Raw genomic sequence first — 15,844 nt, forward strand, 5'->3', positions numbered from 1 at the left:
GTCAGGCCGGTTCGACCGGCTTCCAGGGCAGCAGGTCGGCGAGCACCATGCTGCTGCTCGGGCGGCCGTAGCGGGCCAGGCGGTCGATCAGCTCCTCGAAGGCGGGCATGGTCGGGACCGCCACCATGAGCACCGAGCAGCCCTGCCCGGTGACGCGGTAGAGCTGTCGGACCTCCGGCCAGGTCGCGACGTCCGGGTCGCGCAGCAGGCAGGTGGGGCCGTAGCAGTCCATGACGACGACCGCCCGCACCGGACGGCCGACCCGCTCGAGGTCGACGGCGGCGTGGTAGCCGGTGAGGACACCGGAGTCCTGGAGTCGGCGCACCCGTTCCGCCACCGCCGGGGGCGACAGCCTCACCCGCCGGGACAGCTCGTTGAAGGACAGCCGGGCGTCGGCCTGCAGCTCCTCGAGGATGTGCCAGTCGACCCGGTCCATGGGCTGCCTTTCGATCGTGAGGCCTTTGGCCTGATCGCAGTATGAGCACAAACCGGCCGCCCTCGTGGGGCACTCGACGTCCATTCACCATCGACGCCGCGCTGGCGATCCTGAAGGCATGGACGAACCCCGTTTCAGCACGATCATCGAGCCCTTCCGCATCCACTCCGTCGAGCCGCTGCGGATGACGACCCGAGCGGAGCGGCGCGAGTACCTTCGAGCCGCCTCCTTCAACCTCTTCCAGCTGCGGGCGGAGCACGTGCTCATCGACCTGCTCACGGACTCCGGCACCGGTGCGATGAGCCGCGACCAGTGGGCGGCGCTCCAGCACGGTGACGAGTCGTATGCCGGGTCGCCGTCGTTCTACCTCTTCGCCGACGCCGTGCGTGAGCTGTTCCCGTTCCGCCACGTGATCCCGGTGCACCAGGGACGCGCCGCCGAGAAGATCCTCTTCACCGCGCTGGGCGGCCCGGGCAAGGTCGTGCCGAACAACACCCACTTCGACACGACGCGCGCCAACGTCGAGGCGACCGGCGCGCTGGCCGTCGACCTCGTGGTCGCGGAGGGGCGCGACCCGGCCTCGGACCACCCCTTCAAGGGCAACATGGACCTCGCAGCGCTCGAACAGCTGCTGACCACGTCGGGCGATGACGTGCCCTGCGTCTTCGTCACCATCACCAACAACAGCGGCGGGGGCCAGCCGGTCTCGCTCGAGAACCTGCGCGGCGTCAGGGCCCTGTGCGACCGCTTCGGCAAGCTGCTCTTCCTCGACGCCTGCCGCTTCGCCGAGAACGCCTGGTTCATCCGCGAGCGGGAGGAGGGCCAGGGCGACCGCGAGGTGGCCGACATCGTGCGCGAGGTCGCCTCGCTCGCCGACGGCATGACCATGAGCGCGAAGAAGGACCCGATGGGCAACATCGGCGGCTGGCTGGCCATGAACGACGACCGCCTCGCCGAGGAGTGCCGGAACATGCTCATCCTCACCGAGGGCTTCCCCACCTATGGGGGCCTGGCCGGCCGTGACCTCGAGGCCCTCGCCCAGGGCCTGAAGGAGGTCGTGCAGCACGACTACCTCCGCTACCGGATCAGGTCGACCGCCTACCTCGGCGAGGCGCTCCAGAAGCGGGGCATCCCGGTGCTCAGCCCGTTCGGCGGGCATGCGGTCTACCTCGACGCCCGGGCCCTCGCGGACCACCTCGATCCGCTTGAGTACCCCGGGCAGTCCGTCGCCGTGGCGCTGTACGAGATCGGTGGCATCCGCTCCTGCGAGATCGGCACGGTGATGTTCGGCCGTCAGCCCGACGGGTCGGAGGTGCCGGCAGCGATGGACCTCGTGCGGCTGGCGATCCCCCGGCGCACCTACACGCAGAGCCACGTCGACTACGTGATCGAGGTGTGCGAGCAGGTGGCGGCCCGGGCGCACGAGCTGCCCGCTTACCGGATCGTCGAGGAGCCGAGGATGCTCCGGCACTTCACGGCGAGGTTCGAGCCCGTCACCGGCTGAGGCCGACCAGCCGCGCCGCCCGGGTCGTCCGAAAGGTTGGCCGAACCTTCTTCTGGTGGTCGAAGGTTCGGCCCCGCGAGAAAGGATCGGCCACCCTTCCCGGACAGCTGGCGAGTCCTCGATACAGCACTATTGCGAACGCCCTAGAAACCTCTATCGGGGGTCATCGACGCCGCTCTCCCGCGCCTCGAGGTCGAGGAGGTACTCCTTGGCAGCCAGCCCACCGGCATACCCGGTCAGGGCGCCGGAGGCGGCCACGACGCGGTGGCACGGGAGCACGACGCACAGCGGGTTGGCGCCGAGCGCGGCACCGACCGCGCGGGAGGCCGACGGCCGCTCGACCGCGCGGGCGAGCTCGCCGTAGGTGGCGCGGTGGCCGTAGCCGACGGTCGCCGCGAGCCGCGGCAGCACCACGCGCTGGAACGGCGTCGCCAGCGCCAGGTCGGTGCGCAGCGTGAAGCGGTGGCTGCGGCCATTGAGGAACGCCTCTAGCTCGCGTCGCGCCTCGTCGAGCTCACGCGGGTGCCGCAGCACCCTCGGCGAGATGGCGCGGCTCAGCCGCTCGACCGCGTGCGCCTCCGCCGGGTCGTCGGGCACGAACGTCGAGGCGACCAGCGCCCCGCTCGCGTCGGCGGCCAGCAGCATCCGGCCGATCGCGGTGTCCTCGACGACGTACGACACGTCGCTGGCCGGCAGCACCGGCGGCCGCACCTCCGGGTCGTATCCCGCCAGCAGGCTCTCGAGCTCGCTCACGACAGCTCCTTCCTCAGGGCGGCCAGTCCGTCACTGACCAGCCGCCGGCTCATCGTCGGTGTCGTCTCCAGGGCCTGCGCGATCGCGGCGTGGTCGAGGTCTGCGACGAACTTCAGCACCACCGCGTGGCGCTGCCGCTCGGGCAGGTCGGCGACCCGTTGCCAGAGGTCGGTGTCGGGCAGCCCAGCCTCCGGCCCGGCCACGACCCCGCCCCCGACGCCGCCGACCGCGGCGGAGCCCAGTCCCGCCGCGGTCGCGGCGGACTGCTCGGCCAGCTCGGACACCGTGTCGCTCGGCACGGCCCGGCGCCCCCGCGACCGGTGGCCGTCCATGGCGCAGCGGTGCGTGATCGTCAGCAGCCAGCTGCGCAGGTTCCGGCTCGATTGCAGCCGCGGGTAGGCCGCCAGCGCCTGGGTCCACGCCTGCTGGGCGACGTCGTCGCCGTCCACCGGGCCCGCGAGGGCGTGCGCGAGTCGGGCGACATCGCGCCAGTGGGCGTCCACGAGCGTCTGGAAGGCAGGCAGCGTCACGCCCATGGAACGCACCGGCCCGTCACCGTGTGAGGGGTGGCGTGGAGGACGCCGAGAGCGGTATGCCGCACGCGCCCACTCTGCCGCACCCCCGCTGTGCGTCCGGACGGGCCGGGCCGCGGGCCCTTCGGCACTTCTCCGGCAGCACGGCAGGAGCCACCATGGAAGGGCCGAAAGAGGTGGTTGCCATGAGGAACCTGGCACGGGTCTTGAGGATCGTGGGGCTCGTCCTCACCTCGCTGTTCGCGGCGTTCGGCATCCTGTTCGCCGCGGGCTACGCGTTCGAGGACCCCGGCGGCTGGAAGGGATTCGCGCTCTTCGCCTGCATGGTCGTGCCGCTGGCCGTGCTCACCTGGCTCGCACGCAGGCACCCTGCGGCCGGGCTGCGGTGGGTGCTCGTGGGCGCCGTCCTGCTGCTCGGCTGGGCCGTGCTCGAGCTGTTCGTCGACCTCGTCGACGCACCGGTGCTGCCGATGGCGACTCTGGTCCTCTCGGTGCCGGCCGCGGTGCTGGGCCTGCGGAACGCGCGACGGGGAGGCGAGCTGCTGCTCCTCATCGTGGCGGCACCGGTCGTCTCCGTCCTGGCGCGGGTGCTCGGGGAGCGCGAGGGCCCGCCGCTGGGGGCTGCCCTGGGTGGCTCCACCGGAGTCGTGGTCCTGCCCCTGCTGCTCTTCGCCGGGATCTTCCTGGTCGCCGCAGCCGTGGAGCCACGCCACCCGGCCGGCTCCTCCGACGACAGCGTCACCCGCTCGCCGTCGGGAGCGGCGCGGTGAGGCCGCGGTGAGGCGGCGGTGAGGCGGCGGTGAGGCGGCGGTGAGGAAGCGGTGAGGAAGCGGTGAGATCGGGGTGGGGGCGGTGACGCCGCGGCATACCGCCTCGTCCGCGAGGACGGTCGCTGCGGCGACGATCTGGTGAACCCTCATCAGCCGTCCGGGGGAGATCAGGGGAACGTCCCGGGGGAGAAGCGGCGCTCCGCGAAGCGGGGTGGCACGATATCGGCCGTGCCCACTGACGGAGCCATGCGCCGTGCACCCCTCGTCATCGCCCATCGCGGTTCGAGCAGCGCCGAACCCGAGCACACCCTCTCGGCCTACCAGCGGGCCATCGACGAAGGGGCCGACGCGCTCGAGTGCGACGTCCGGCTCACCGCCGACTCCCACCTGGTGTGCGTGCACGACCGTCGGGTCAACCGCACGTCCAACGGCCGCGGCATCGTCTCGACCCTGGAGCTCGCCGAGCTCGAGGGGCTCGACTGGGGGTCGTGGAAGGCGCGGCACCAGGACGACTTCGAGCAGCCCGACCAGGACCGCAACCGACTGCTCACCCTGCGACGGCTGCTCTCGGCCGTCATGGCGTCCGAGCGGCCGCTGGGGCTGACCATCGAGACCAAGCACCCCACCCGCTACGCCGGGCTGGTCGAGCGGCAGCTGGCGCGCATGCTGGCCGAGTTCGGGCTCGACACCCCGCGGCAGCCGGGCGACCACTGGGTGCGGATGATGTCGTTCTCCCAGCTCGCCGTGCAGCGCATGCGGCAGCTGAGCCCCGACGTGCCCGCGGTGCTCCTCATGCACGAGAACGTGCCGTTGCGGTTCCGTGACGGCTCCCTGCCGCGGGGCATCCACACGGTCGGTCTCGACGTCAACATCGTGCGGCGCTGGCCCCAGACGGTCGAGCGCCAGCACTCCCGCGGCCACGAGGTCTACGTCTGGACGGTCGACGAGCCGGAGGACGTGCGGCTGTGCATCGAGCTCGGAGTCGACGCAATCATCACGAACCGCCCCAATCTGGTTATCGACGCCCTGCAGGTGACTGGGTAGTCTCTCCTCCATCCGGTAGAAGTGGGGGTCGAGCACGTGGCCAAGCAGGGGAGAGCCGCTGAGCAGGTGGCGCCTGCCCTGGAGGCGGAACCCGTGAGCTCCAGCGGCGACTCGGCCCGCACGATCCGGGTGCCGTGGAGCCCCTCCTCCGTCTCCCTCGTGCGCCGCAGCGTCGTCGAGGACCTGCGTGGTCGCGACGTCCCGGCCATGACCGTCGACGAGTCCGAGATCGTCGTCTCCGAGCTCGTCTCCAACGCGATCCGGCACGCGCGGCCCCTCGGCGACGGCAGCCTGCGGGTCCACTGGAAGGTCAAGGCCGGCGTGGTCGAGGTGGAGGTGACCGACGGTGGCGGCGAGACCGTGGCGCGCCCGGCTCCCCGCACGGTCTGGGCGCCGACGGGCCGGGGGCTGCGCATCGTGCGCAGCCTCGCGCACGAGTGGGGTGTCGCCGAGGACCGTTACGGCCACACCGTGTGGGCGTCCCTGGGCGGACCCTCCCGCCGTCGCAGCCGCTGACGCGACGGTTCCCGGGCGGCCACTAGGGTTTGCCCCATGGGTAAGGCATCCCGCCGGAAGCACGGCGCCACCGCAGACCAGTCCAGTCGCCAGGCCCGGGTCGAGCCGGCCCCCTTCGTCGCCCGGCCGTTCGAGGGCCTGCCGAACGAGACCGACTGGGTCGCCATGCGCGAGATCCTCCCCGCCGCGACGGCCACGGTCCGGTTCGCCGAGGGCAAGGCCCCCGAGGGCGCTGCCGGCGAGGTCACCGTCGCGACCGTGCTGCCGCTGGCCTGGCCGGGCCTGCACCGCGCCGACGGGAGCGTCTTCATCGGCACGCAGTCGGGCTCGGCCTCGGGCGACGCCTCCCGCGACCTTGCCGTCTCCCTGCTGGCCGCAGCCTCCGCCGAGCAGGGCACCCCGGTCGCCGCGGTGCCGCAGGCCACCGCCGAGACCCCGCGCCTGCAGGACCTCCTCGACACCACGGCCGACTTCGACGTCACCGTGCACGAGGGCTTCGACTTCTGGGTGGGCGAGAGCGAGCTCGACGCCGAGGGGAAGGCCTCCCTCGAGCGCGCCAACGAGTCGATCGTGCCCACCACGAAGATGTCGTCGGTGCCGTCGGCCTACTGGGTCCGCATCGGCGAGCGCAGCCACATCCGGCTCGTGCTCCCCGAGGACGAGGACGTCGCCACCGACGCCCTGGCCCGCCTGCACTCCGCCGGCGACAGCGGCCTCGGTGAGGGCACCCGCCTCCTAGGCGCCTTCCGTGCCTGTGGCCTGCTGGTGCCGGTCTGGGACCTCGACCCGGAGAAGGAGGCCGCCGACTACGAGGACGCGCTCGCCGCGTTCGCCAAGCGGTATGCCGCGGCCGTCGGCTCGAAGGAGCCCCTCACCGCCGACGAGCGCCGGGCCCGTTCGGGGCTGCTCAGCCGGCAGGTGACCCTGCGCTGACGGCGCGTCGCGCCGCTGGCCGACCCCGGTGCCCGAGAGGCTTGCGCCCATGAGCCCCACGCCCGTCGCCGCCGTCATCCCCGCCAAGGACGAGGCTGACCGGATCGCCGCCACCGTGCGCGCGGTCCGGGCCATCGACGGGGTCGACCTGGTGGTCGTGGTCGACGACGGCAGCTCCGACGCCACGGCCGCTCTCGCCCGTGAGGCGGGTGCCGAGGTCGTGCGCCACGCCCGCAACCGGGGGAAGGCCGCCGCGATGACGACGGGAGCGGCGCAGGTGGCTGCCATCGAGCAGCGCCAGCAGCGGGAGCGCGGCGAGCAGGGGGGCCAGCCCGTCGGGCCGCGACCCCTGCTCTTCGTCGACGCCGACCTCGAGGCGTCGGCCGCCAACCTCGACGTGCTGGTGCCCCCGGTGGTCGAGGGCGACACCGACATGACCATCGCCACCCTGCCCCCGCAGAAGACCGCCGGCGGCGGCCGGGGCTTCGTGGTGCGGCTGGCCCGTGACGGCATCGAGCACCTCACCGGTTTCCGGGCCGTGCAGCCGCTCTCGGGCATGCGCTGCATCTCGCGGCAGGCGTTCGAGGCCGCCACCCCGCTGGCCCGTGGCTGGGGCGTCGAGGTCGGCCTGACCGTCGACGTGCTGCTGGCCGGGCTGCGGGTGGTGGAGGTGCCCTGCGAGCTGCACCACCGCGTGAGCGGCTCCGACTGGCGAGGCCAGCTGCACCGGGCCCGGCAGTACCGCGACGTGGCGCTCGCCCTGGGGCTGCGGAGGCTGCGCCGCCGCATCGCACGCTGATGGCCGGGGGCAGGGGCACCGAACTCCTCCGTCGGGGGCTGCTCGCCTTCTCCTTCGCCGCGCTCCTCGCCGTCGGCCTGTTCGGCCCGAGCGCAGCGAAGCCACCCATGGGCCCGCGCGGCTGGGCGCCCGGCGAGCTGCCCTGGGCACCGTCGTCCGCGGTGGTCACAGCCCTGTTGTGGGCGGCATACCTGCTCGGCGCCGCGGGCGTCGCCCTCGCGCTGTGGCGCCCACCGGCCCGCGCCCTCTCGTGGCGCTGGCCCCTCGCCCTGGCGGTGCTCGCGCTGCTGACCGGTCCGTTCGGGTCGGCCGACCACACCAACTACGCGGCCTACGGGCGCATCGCGGCGCAGGGCGGCGACCCCTACCTCGTGCCGCCCGCGGCGTGGGCCGGTGGCGCCGACCCGGTGACCAGCGCCGTGGAGCCGCCGTGGACCGAGACGGTCAGCGTCTACGGGCCGTTCGCGACGCTCCTGCACCTGGTCAGCTCGCTCGTCGGCGGCGACAGCATGCGCCAGACCGTGTGGGCCTGGCAGGTGATCACGGTGGTGGCGTGGCTGGCCGTGCGCTGGCTGCTGCTGCGGGCCGCGACCGACCCGCGGCGGGTCGACACCCTGTGGACGGCCAACCCGCTCGTCTTCGGAGTCGGCGTCCTCGGCGCCCACCTCGACGTCGTCGCCGCCGCCCTGGCGCTGGCGGCGCTGGTGGCCGCCGCGCGCTCGCCGTGGGCGGCCGGCGTGCTCAGCGGCCTGGCCGTCAGCACCAAGATCACCTACGGGGTGCTCCTCCTGGCGGTGCTGCTGGCGTGGTGGCAGCACGACCGCACCGGCCTGGCCCGACGGGTCGTGGCGTATGCCGTGGCGGCCCTTGCCGTGGTCGTGCCCCTCCACCTGTGGGCCGGTCCGCACGTGTTCGACCAGCTGGGGCGGGCGCGCCGCTCCGTGTCGCTGGCCACCCCGTGGCGGCTGGTCGTCGACCTGCTGACCGGCCCGCTGCCGTCGTCGACCGTGCGCAACCTGGTCTTCGCCGCCGCCGCCGTGCTCTTCGTCGCCTTCGCCGTGCTGCTGTGGCGGCTCACCGAGCGTGCCGCGCCGACGACCGTGACCGGGGCGGCCGTCCGGTGGGCGTTCGTGCTGTCGACCGCCTACGCGGTCTCAGCGCCGTACTCGCTGCCCTGGTACGACCAGCTCACCTGGGCGACGCTGCCGGTGCTGGCCGCGGGCGTCGTCGACTACCTGCTGCTGGCCCGCCTGGCCGTGATGGCCGTGGCCTACGTTCCCGGCCGCGTGGTGACGATGAGCCCGACGGTCGAGGACGTGACGCTGGCGGTGCGGCGCCGGGTGGTGCCGTATGCCGTGCTGCTGGTCTGGGCGGCCCTCACCGTCGCCTGGCGGCGCGGGTCTCGAGAGTCGGCCGAGCCTCGTCCAGCAGGGTCTCCACCGCCACGGTGATGATGAGCGGCACCGCGATGAGCGCCCCGTTCGCGGGGATGGCCACGCCGGAGTCGTTGATGAGGAAGCCGATCGTCAGCACGATGAGCAGGGCGATGAGGCCCGGTCGCAGCGTGGGTGCGCTGTCGAACGAGCGCTGCAGGGCGCGTGAGCCCCACGACGTGGGTCGCGCGAGGACGTAGATCACGAACACCAGCGCGACCGGCACGAGCAGGGCCAGGCGGTAGTTGCCGAACAGGATCGCGAGGTTCTGCTGCCCCTTGCGGACGATGATGTCCATCGCGCCGCCGTTCAGGATCGAGTCGAAGAACCGGCCGAGGTGCGACTGGCTCTCGGGCGCCCTCAGGCTGTCGAGGAACGCGACCAGCAGGAAGAGGCCGGCCGTCAAACCCGCGATGATGGCGCCGCGCCGCCACGTCACCTTGATGCCGAGGATGGTCAGCACGAGGTAGGCCAGGCCCGGGAGCAGGGCGGGCGGACCACCGCCGTCGGCGCCCCAGAACGGCGCGCCGTCGACGAACGTCGCCCCCAGCCCGATGGCCGCCACGGCGACCGCGGCCACCATCTGCTTCCCCGCCCGGACGAAGTGGTCGGAGACGGCGATGCAGAGCAGCACCGTCGCGGTCGCGAAGAGGGCGAAGGTCGTGTTGCCCATGCCGTAGTAGCGGCCGCCGACCACCGGCTGCAGGCCCATGAGTGAGGACAGCTGCAGGCGCGCCCCGGTCATGACGTCGAGGGCGAGCACCAGCATGGTCAGCACGGAGACCGCGGCCATCGGCCCCAGCAGCGAGCGTCCCCACGGCCCGAGCAGGGCGATGGTCGACATGGCCGTCACGAAGAGCGCCACGCTGGCCACCACGGCGAGCATCGGCAGCGGGAAGCGCCACCAGGGCAGCAGGTTGGCGAGGAACGTCGCGGCCGGGATGGTCGCCGCCACGACGCCCACCCGTCGGACGATGCGCAGCAGCCGGGCCCGCGTCTCCGGGGCGCCGAAGTCGCGCTTCCACACGAGCAGCACGAGGGCGTAGATCGCCAGCTGGGTGTAGACGACCGCGTTGAAGAACGGCGGCACGAGCGAGTGCACCTCGTGCGAGGCCTGGTCGTAGTCGACCAGGGCGCGCAGCCGCTCGCGGGCGGCGGACTCGGCGTTGCTGTCGGCCGGCACCCGGTGCAGCGGCTTGCCGCCGAGCTCACGGGGCACGTCCACGCCGGCGGCGCTGATGAGCGTGGCGGTCAGGTCGGGGGCCTGCACCAGCCCGGTCTGCCGGGTGGACGACGAACGCAGCGTGCCGCTGCCGTAGTGGGGGCCCTTGGCGGCCACGAGCCGCAGCCGCTCCTGCGCGCCGGCGTCCGAGAGGCTCGCGACGACGAGGTCGGCCCCGCCGGGGGCGGCGTCGAGCACCTGCTGGATGCGGTTGTCGACCGCCTTCACCTGCGCGGCCCGGCTCGTCGTGGGCGCCGTCTCGTCCTGGGCGACCTCCTTCGGGTCACGCACCGACCCGACGTCGACGAGGGTGACCGGGCAGCTCGCGAGGGCCGAGGTCAGCGTGTCCGGGTCGAACGCGGCATACCGGGGCACCATCCCGCTCTTGAGGGCCGCACCGACCCCGGCACCGGGGCCGATCGCCTGCACGCACACCCCGTTGCTGGCGAGGTGCTCGCCGAGCAGGCCGGGGGTGGCGTCGAACTTCTTCGCCTGGGCGGCCCGGACGTAGGCGTTCCAGCCGGGCACGGCACCGCTGTCGACGGTCGGGATGGCCGGGCACGGGTCGGTCGTGTTGCGGTCGGGCGAACCGTGCGGCCCGGGGGCGGCGGCACGGTCGCCCGCGGAGAGCGAGAGCCAGCCGTCGACCGGGCAGGTGTTGGTGTTGACCGAGCGCACCGAGAGGGCGGCGCTCGAGCCGTCGCGCAGGAAGGACCACAGGGCCGGGGTCTTCTCCGCGGAGACGTCGGTCCAGGTGAGGCCACCGGTGCCGATGAGCACCACCGGGCTCGGGTCGTCCGCTGCCGAGGTGGCCGCCGAGGTGGCCGCCGAGGCCGGTGCCGCCGCAATGCCGAGCACGGTTCCGAGGAGGGTCAGGAGGCCGGCGAGCAGGGGGAGGGCACGGCGGGTCACGGGGTACAGGCTACGGGGCGGGGCCGGGTGGCCCGTCCGGCCACCGGTGCGGGCGACGGGGTGCCGCCGGGTCGGGCAGGGGTGCCGCCGGCGCAGCCGGACCGGCGGCCACACGCCACAATGGGCGCGTGACCCCCGCCCTCCGCCTGTCCGGTGCCGCCTGGCGTGCCGTCTGCCGCTGGCCCGCCGGCGCACGGTGGGGGCTGGCGGTGGCCCTGGTGCTGCTCGCCTCCGTGCCGGTCGTGCTGCGCTACCTCGTCTACTGGCCCATCGACCAGTGGCAGGTCGACGTCGAGGTCTACCGCGAGGCCGGGGTCTCCATCCTCACCGGCCGTCCGGTCTACTCGGCGATGACCGAGGCGCCGCAGCTGCTGCCGTTCACCTACCCGCCCTTCGCCGCCGTGCTCGCGATCCCCCTCGCCTTAGTGCCGTTCGGGGTGGTCGGCTGGCTGTGGACCGCCGCCCAGGTCGCCGCCACCACGGCGATCGTCTGGTATGCCGGGTGGCGCCTCATCCACCGCACCGGCACCGGGCTGCCGATCGCCCTCGCGCTGCTCACGGCCCCCATGCTGTGGCTGCACCCGGTGTCGGACGGCATCCGGTTCGGGCAGGTCAACGCCTTCATGGTGCTCGCCTGCCTGATGGACCTGCGCCGGCCGCGTCCGGGCGTGCTGCGCCGCGTGCCGCCCGGTGTCCTCGTCGGCCTGGCCATGTCGATCAAGCTGACGCCCGGTGTCTTCGTCGTGCACTACCTCGTCAACCGGCGCTGGCGGGAGGCCGCGACCGCCGTCGGCACCGCCGTCGCGGTCACGCTGGGCAGCTGGGTGCTGCTGCCGGAGGCGTCGTTCGCGTTCTGGGGCGGCGCGCTGCAGGACCCGAGCCGGCTGGGCCCCAACATGGGCACCTCCAACCAGAGCCTGCGCGGTTTCCTCCTGCGGGTCGGCCCCGACGGCACCGCCGGCACGGTGCTGTGGCTGGCCTGCGTGGCCGTCGTCGGGGTCATCGGCTTCCACCTCGCCCGCCGCGCCTACCTCGCCGGCGACTCGATCAGCGAGGTCGCGGTCGTCGGGCTGATGGCGTGCCTGCTCTCGCCGGTCGCGTGGATCCACCACCTGCACTGGATGGTCGTCGTCGTCTTCGCGGTGCTCGGCTCCGACCCGCTGCGCGACCGGAAGCGACTGCTCGCAGCAGCGGTGCTGACCGGCTGGTTCCTGTGCCGGATGCCGTGGTGGGGCATCAGCTGGCTCAACCAGCCGACCTGGCCAGAGCTCCCCGGCCGGATGCTGCAGAACGCCGACACGTTCGGCTCGCTGCTGGCCCTGACCCTGGTCGGGTGGTCGTTGAGCCGCACCATCCCGCTGCGGGCCCACGGCCACCCGCACCCCCACGCCCACCCCCACGAGCACCCCCACGAGCACCCCCACGAGCACCCCGAAGGCAGGGCAGCGGTCAGCCGCCGATGACGCCGGCGATCTCCAGCACGGTGAGCAGGGCGATCAAGAGGCAGACCCCACCGCCGACCCGCCGGATGGTCGACAGGTGGATGCGCGTCAGCAGCGCACGCCCGAGCAGGGCACCGAGTGCGGAGACGGCCGCGAGCGCGGCGAACGCACCGACGAAGACCGAGAGCGGCTCCTGGTAGCGCAGCACCATCGACGCGGTGAACAGCTGCGACAGGTCGCCCCACTCCGCGAGGAAGAGCACGAGGAAGCTGGTGCCGACCGCCTTCAGCCCGGTCGCGGTGGCCGCACCCTTGTGCGAGAACTCCTCCTCGGTCTCCTTCTCCTCCTCGTCGGCGCTGCCCGCGCCCTTGATGAGGATGACGCCGCCGACGAGGAACATCAGCGCCGCCACGACCTGCACCGGCGTGCGGGGCAGCTGCGCGAGCACGCCGCCGACGAGCACCGCCACGAGGGTCTGCACGAGGAACGCCGCGGTGACCCCGACCCACACCAGCAGCGGCCGGAACCGCGTGGCGAGCACGAGCGTGGCGATGAACGTCTTGTCGGGCAGCTCGACCACGAAGATGGTCGCGAAGACGACCGCTGCCACTGCGAGGGTGAATTCCATGTCGGCGCGACCCTATCCAGCACCTGTTGCATAGGCTTCACGCGTGCACCTTTCGGACACCACCGCGACCCTGCTCGGTTTCGGCGTGGGTGTCCTCGTCGTGCTCCTCGTCGCCGGTCTCGCCGTGCTGCTCGTGCGCGTGAACCGTCTCTCCGACCAGGTGCGCCGGCTGAGCCAGTCGCGACCGGTCGGCGCGGGCGACCTCGCGGCCCTGCGCTCCGACCTCGAGCAGGCGCTGCGGCACGTGGCCGTCGTCCGGTACGACGCCTTCGGCGACATGGGCGGCCGGCTCTCCTTCAGCGCCGCGGTGGTCGACGACCACGGCGACGGGCTCGTCTTCAGCACGATCCACGCCCGCGGCGAGTCGCGCACCTACGCCAAGGGCGTCGTCGGCGGCTCCAGCGACGCCACCCTGACCCCGGAGGAGCAGCAGGCGCTCGCCGCTGCCCGCACCGGCTCACGAAAGGCCTGACCGTGTCCCCCGCCGTGCCTCCTGCCCTGTCCCTCGACGGGGCCACCACCCGCTACGGCTACCTCGGGCCCGAGGGCACCTTCACCCAGATGGCCCTGCACGCCTGGGGCGCGGCCCGCGACGCGGTGCACCACCCCTTCGGCTCGGTCGACGCGGCGCTCGGTGCGCTGCGCTCCGGAGAGATCGACGCGGCCATGGTGCCGATCGAGAACTCCGTCGAGGGCGGCGTCAGCGCCACCCTCGACGCGCTCGCCAGCGGCGAGCCGCTCGTGGTGGTGGGCGAGGTGCTCGTCCCGATCACCTTCGTGCTCGCCGCACGGCCCGGTATGCCGCTGGCGGACGTCCGCGCGGTCGGCACCCACAGCCACGCCTGGGCCCAGGTGCGCGGCTGGATGGGCACCCACCTGCCGCACGCGGCATACGTGCCCACCCTCTCGACGGCGGCCGCGGCGGCGGGGCTGAGCGAGGACGGCTCGGCGGCCTACGACGCGGCCGTCTGCGCCCCCGTGGCCGCGGCCAACCACGGGCTCGAGGTGCTCGCCGAGGACATCGGCGACATGAGCTCGGCGGTGACCCGGTTCGTGCTCGTCGCCAAGCCGGGGACGCTGCCCGAGCGCACCGGCGCCGACAAGACGACCCTCGTGCTCTACCAGCGCGACGACCACCCGGGCGGCCTGCTCGAGCTGCTCGAGCAGTTCGCCGTGCGGGGGATCAACATGTCGCGCCTGGAGTCGCGGCCGACGAAGGAGTCGATGGGCCGCTACTGCTTCTCGATCGACATCGAGGGGCACGTGCTCGACGAGCGGGTGGGCGAGGCGCTGATGGGCCTGAAGCGGGTCTGCGCCGAGGTGCGCTTCCTCGGCTCCTACCCACGGGCCGACGGCACCGAGGTGCGGGTGTCGGACTCCACCACTGACGAGTCGTTCACCGACGCGCGGGCCTGGCTGCACAGCCTGCGCGGGCTCCCCGGCTGAGCCGCGGGCCGCGGGTGACCGAACGCACTCCGGACCGGAGTTGACGCGACCCCTTAGGGAAGCCTTACCTTGATCTTGATTACGCAACGCCTCCGTTTCCGAAATCAGGTCATCCATGCTCGTCAGCAACGCCCTCATCGGTCTCCGCGAAGGCCTCGAGGCCGCCCTGGTCGTCGTCATCCTGGTGGCGTTCCTCGTCAAGACCGACCGCCGGTGGGCGCTGCGCTGGGTGTGGGCCGGGGTGGGTGTCGCGGTCGCCCTGTCGGTGGGCCTCGGCGCCGTGCTGACCTACGGCACCCGCCAGCTGTCGTTCCAGACGCAGGAGCTCGTCGGCGGGAGCGCCTCCATCATCGCCGTGGCCTTCGTGACCGGCATGGTCTTCTGGATGCGCTCCGCCTCGCGCACCATCTCCGGTGAGCTGAAGGGCAAGCTCGACAAGGCCATCGACGTCGGCCCGTGGGCGGTCGCCCTGGTCGGCTTCCTCGGCGTCGGCCGCGAGGGCCTCGAGACGGCCATCTTCTTCTACGCCACCGCCCAGGCCGCCGGCACCGGCACGGTGCAGCCGCTCATCGGCTGGGTGGTCGGCCTCGGCGCCGCCATCGCGCTCGGCGTGGCGATCTACCAGGGCGCCGTGCGCATCAACCTGGCGAAGTTCTTCCGCTACACCGGCGTGCTGCTCGTCTTCGTCGCCGGCGGCATCCTCGCCTACGGCATCCACGACCTGCAGGAGGCCGCGCTCCTGCCCGGCCTGCACGCGCTCGCCTTCGACGTCAGCAGCACCGTCGACCCCGGCTCCTGGTACGCCACCCTGCTCAAGGGCATCTTCAACTTCACGCCGGCCACCACCGTGCTGCAGGCGATCGCCTGGGTCGCCTACGTGGGCATCGTGCTCACGCTCTTCCTGCGGCCCCAGCGTCCACAGCGCCCGCAGCCGGCGCGCGCAGCCGAGCCCAGCGCCGCGCAGGCCGCCTGACCTCGCTTCCGTTCGTCGTCCCTGGTCGCGCTCGCCGCGGCACCCCCTCCCAAGGAGCACTCATGCGCATCACCCCTGCCCCCGCAGCTGTCGGGGCGGCCCTCCTGCTGGGCCTCACCGCCTGCGGCGGCTCGGACTCAGGTGAGGGCGCGAAGGGCTCGGGCGGCTCGGCGGCCACGTCCGGGGCGGTCGTGGTCGAGGCGACCGACACCGAGTGCAGGGTCTCGCGCACCACCTCGGCCGCCGGGACGGTGGAGTTCCAGGTGTCCAACAAGGGCACGCAGGTCAACGAGTTCTACATCTACGCCAAGGACGGCCGCGTGCTGGGCGAGGTCGAGAACATCACCCCCGGCCTGAGCCGCACCCTCAAGGTCGAGCTCTCGCAGCCCGGCACCTACGAGACCGCCTGCAAGCCCGGCATGAAGGGCGACGGCATCCGCGCGGACTTCACCGTCACCGGCTAGCCGGGGCAGGGCGCCCCGGCTGGGCGGCGGTCACGT

At 73.1% G+C, this 15,844-nt stretch carries 17 protein-coding genes; 12 read left to right on the plus strand and 5 right to left on the minus strand.

What is annotated here, in order from left to right; all coding sequences use genetic code 11:
• Position 1: 1 nt before the first annotated feature.
• Positions 2–436: an Lrp/AsnC family transcriptional regulator gene (locus BMW78_RS17775; RefSeq protein ID WP_091762477.1), complete on the minus strand. Its 435-nt coding sequence runs from the start codon at positions 434–436 to the stop codon at positions 2–4.
• Between the two features lie 118 nt (positions 437–554).
• Between BMW78_RS17775 and BMW78_RS17780 the strand changes: the two genes are divergently transcribed.
• Complete coding sequence (locus BMW78_RS17780; RefSeq protein ID WP_091762478.1) at positions 555–1,940, plus strand: tryptophanase; 1,386 nt, start codon at positions 555–557, stop codon at positions 1,938–1,940.
• Positions 1,941–2,093: 153 nt separating this feature from the next.
• Here the strand turns inward: BMW78_RS17780 and BMW78_RS17785 are convergent, their stop codons facing one another.
• Positions 2,094–2,693 carry a methylated-DNA--[protein]-cysteine S-methyltransferase gene (locus BMW78_RS17785; RefSeq protein WP_245735945.1) on the minus strand — a complete coding sequence of 200 codons (600 nt, stop codon included), beginning with the start codon at positions 2,691–2,693 and terminating at the stop codon, positions 2,094–2,096.
• Positions 2,690–3,229, minus strand: coding sequence for an RNA polymerase sigma factor (locus BMW78_RS17790; RefSeq protein WP_091762480.1), 540 nt, complete (start codon positions 3,227–3,229; stop codon positions 2,690–2,692). The genes BMW78_RS17785 and BMW78_RS17790 overlap by 4 nt, the downstream gene beginning before the upstream one ends.
• Before the next feature lie 182 nt (positions 3,230–3,411).
• Here BMW78_RS17790 and BMW78_RS17795 point away from each other — a divergent pair, with 182 nt between their 5' ends.
• The 6 genes from BMW78_RS17795 to BMW78_RS17820 all read left to right on the plus strand — a co-directional run bounded on the left by BMW78_RS17795 (position 3,412) and on the right by BMW78_RS17820 (position 8,739).
• Entirely contained in the window at positions 3,412–3,996 is a 585-nt protein-coding gene (locus tag BMW78_RS17795) for a hypothetical protein (protein WP_091762483.1), read from the plus strand.
• Positions 3,997–4,224: 228 nt separating this feature from the next.
• Entirely contained in the window at positions 4,225–5,040 is an 816-nt protein-coding gene (locus tag BMW78_RS17800; protein WP_245735946.1) for a glycerophosphodiester phosphodiesterase, read from the plus strand.
• Positions 5,041–5,133: 93 nt separating this feature from the next.
• Positions 5,134–5,556: an ATP-binding protein gene (locus BMW78_RS17805; protein ID WP_245735948.1), complete on the plus strand. Its 423-nt coding sequence runs from the start codon at positions 5,134–5,136 to the stop codon at positions 5,554–5,556.
• Positions 5,557–5,592: 36 nt separating this feature from the next.
• Complete coding sequence (locus BMW78_RS17810; protein WP_091762487.1) at positions 5,593–6,489, plus strand: DUF5926 family protein; 897 nt, start codon at positions 5,593–5,595, stop codon at positions 6,487–6,489.
• A 49-nt stretch (positions 6,490–6,538) separates the two neighbouring features.
• On the plus strand, positions 6,539–7,288 hold the full coding sequence (locus tag BMW78_RS17815; RefSeq protein WP_091762489.1) for a glycosyltransferase: 750 nt from the start codon (positions 6,539–6,541) through the stop codon (positions 7,286–7,288).
• On the plus strand, positions 7,288–8,739 hold the full coding sequence (locus BMW78_RS17820; protein ID WP_091762491.1) for an MptA/MptB family glycosyltransferase: 1,452 nt from the start codon (positions 7,288–7,290) through the stop codon (positions 8,737–8,739). The genes BMW78_RS17815 and BMW78_RS17820 overlap by 1 nt, the downstream gene beginning before the upstream one ends.
• Here the strand turns inward: BMW78_RS17820 and BMW78_RS17825 are convergent.
• Positions 8,666–10,855 (minus strand): hypothetical protein, encoded by a 2,190-nt coding sequence (locus BMW78_RS17825; protein ID WP_091762493.1) that lies wholly within the window; start codon positions 10,853–10,855, stop codon positions 8,666–8,668. The two genes, BMW78_RS17820 and BMW78_RS17825, sit on opposite strands and share 74 nt — an antisense overlap.
• Positions 10,856–10,983: 128 nt before the next feature.
• On the opposite strand from BMW78_RS17825, the gene BMW78_RS17830 reads away from it, so the two are divergent.
• Positions 10,984–12,318: a glycosyltransferase 87 family protein gene (locus BMW78_RS17830; protein ID WP_245735963.1), complete on the plus strand. Its 1,335-nt coding sequence runs from the start codon at positions 10,984–10,986 to the stop codon at positions 12,316–12,318.
• Here the strand turns inward: BMW78_RS17830 and BMW78_RS17835 are convergent.
• Positions 12,305–12,925: a TMEM165/GDT1 family protein gene (locus BMW78_RS17835; protein WP_091762495.1), complete on the minus strand. Its 621-nt coding sequence runs from the start codon at positions 12,923–12,925 to the stop codon at positions 12,305–12,307. The genes BMW78_RS17830 and BMW78_RS17835 overlap by 14 nt on opposite strands.
• Before the next feature lie 43 nt (positions 12,926–12,968).
• Between BMW78_RS17835 and BMW78_RS17840 the strand changes: the two genes are divergently transcribed.
• The 4 genes from BMW78_RS17840 (at position 12,969) to BMW78_RS17855 (ending at position 15,808) form a co-directional block, all read left to right on the plus strand.
• Positions 12,969–13,397 (plus strand): DUF4446 family protein, encoded by a 429-nt coding sequence (locus BMW78_RS17840; protein ID WP_245735950.1) that lies wholly within the window; start codon positions 12,969–12,971, stop codon positions 13,395–13,397.
• Positions 13,398–13,411: 14 nt separating this feature from the next.
• On the plus strand, positions 13,412–14,371 hold the full coding sequence (gene pheA / locus BMW78_RS17845) for a prephenate dehydratase (protein ID WP_281247101.1): 960 nt from the start codon (positions 13,412–13,414) through the stop codon (positions 14,369–14,371).
• A gap of 115 nt (positions 14,372–14,486) precedes the next feature.
• Complete coding sequence (efeU, locus tag BMW78_RS17850) at positions 14,487–15,344, plus strand: iron uptake transporter permease EfeU (RefSeq protein WP_091762497.1); 858 nt, start codon at positions 14,487–14,489, stop codon at positions 15,342–15,344.
• A 62-nt stretch (positions 15,345–15,406) separates the two neighbouring features.
• Positions 15,407–15,808: a cupredoxin domain-containing protein gene (locus BMW78_RS17855; protein ID WP_091762499.1), complete on the plus strand. Its 402-nt coding sequence runs from the start codon at positions 15,407–15,409 to the stop codon at positions 15,806–15,808.
• The last annotated feature ends 36 nt before the right edge of the window (positions 15,809–15,844 follow it).

The organism is Pedococcus cremeus, from assembly GCF_900111375.1.
GTDB lineage: Bacteria > Actinomycetota > Actinomycetes > Actinomycetales > Dermatophilaceae > Pedococcus_A > Pedococcus_A cremeus.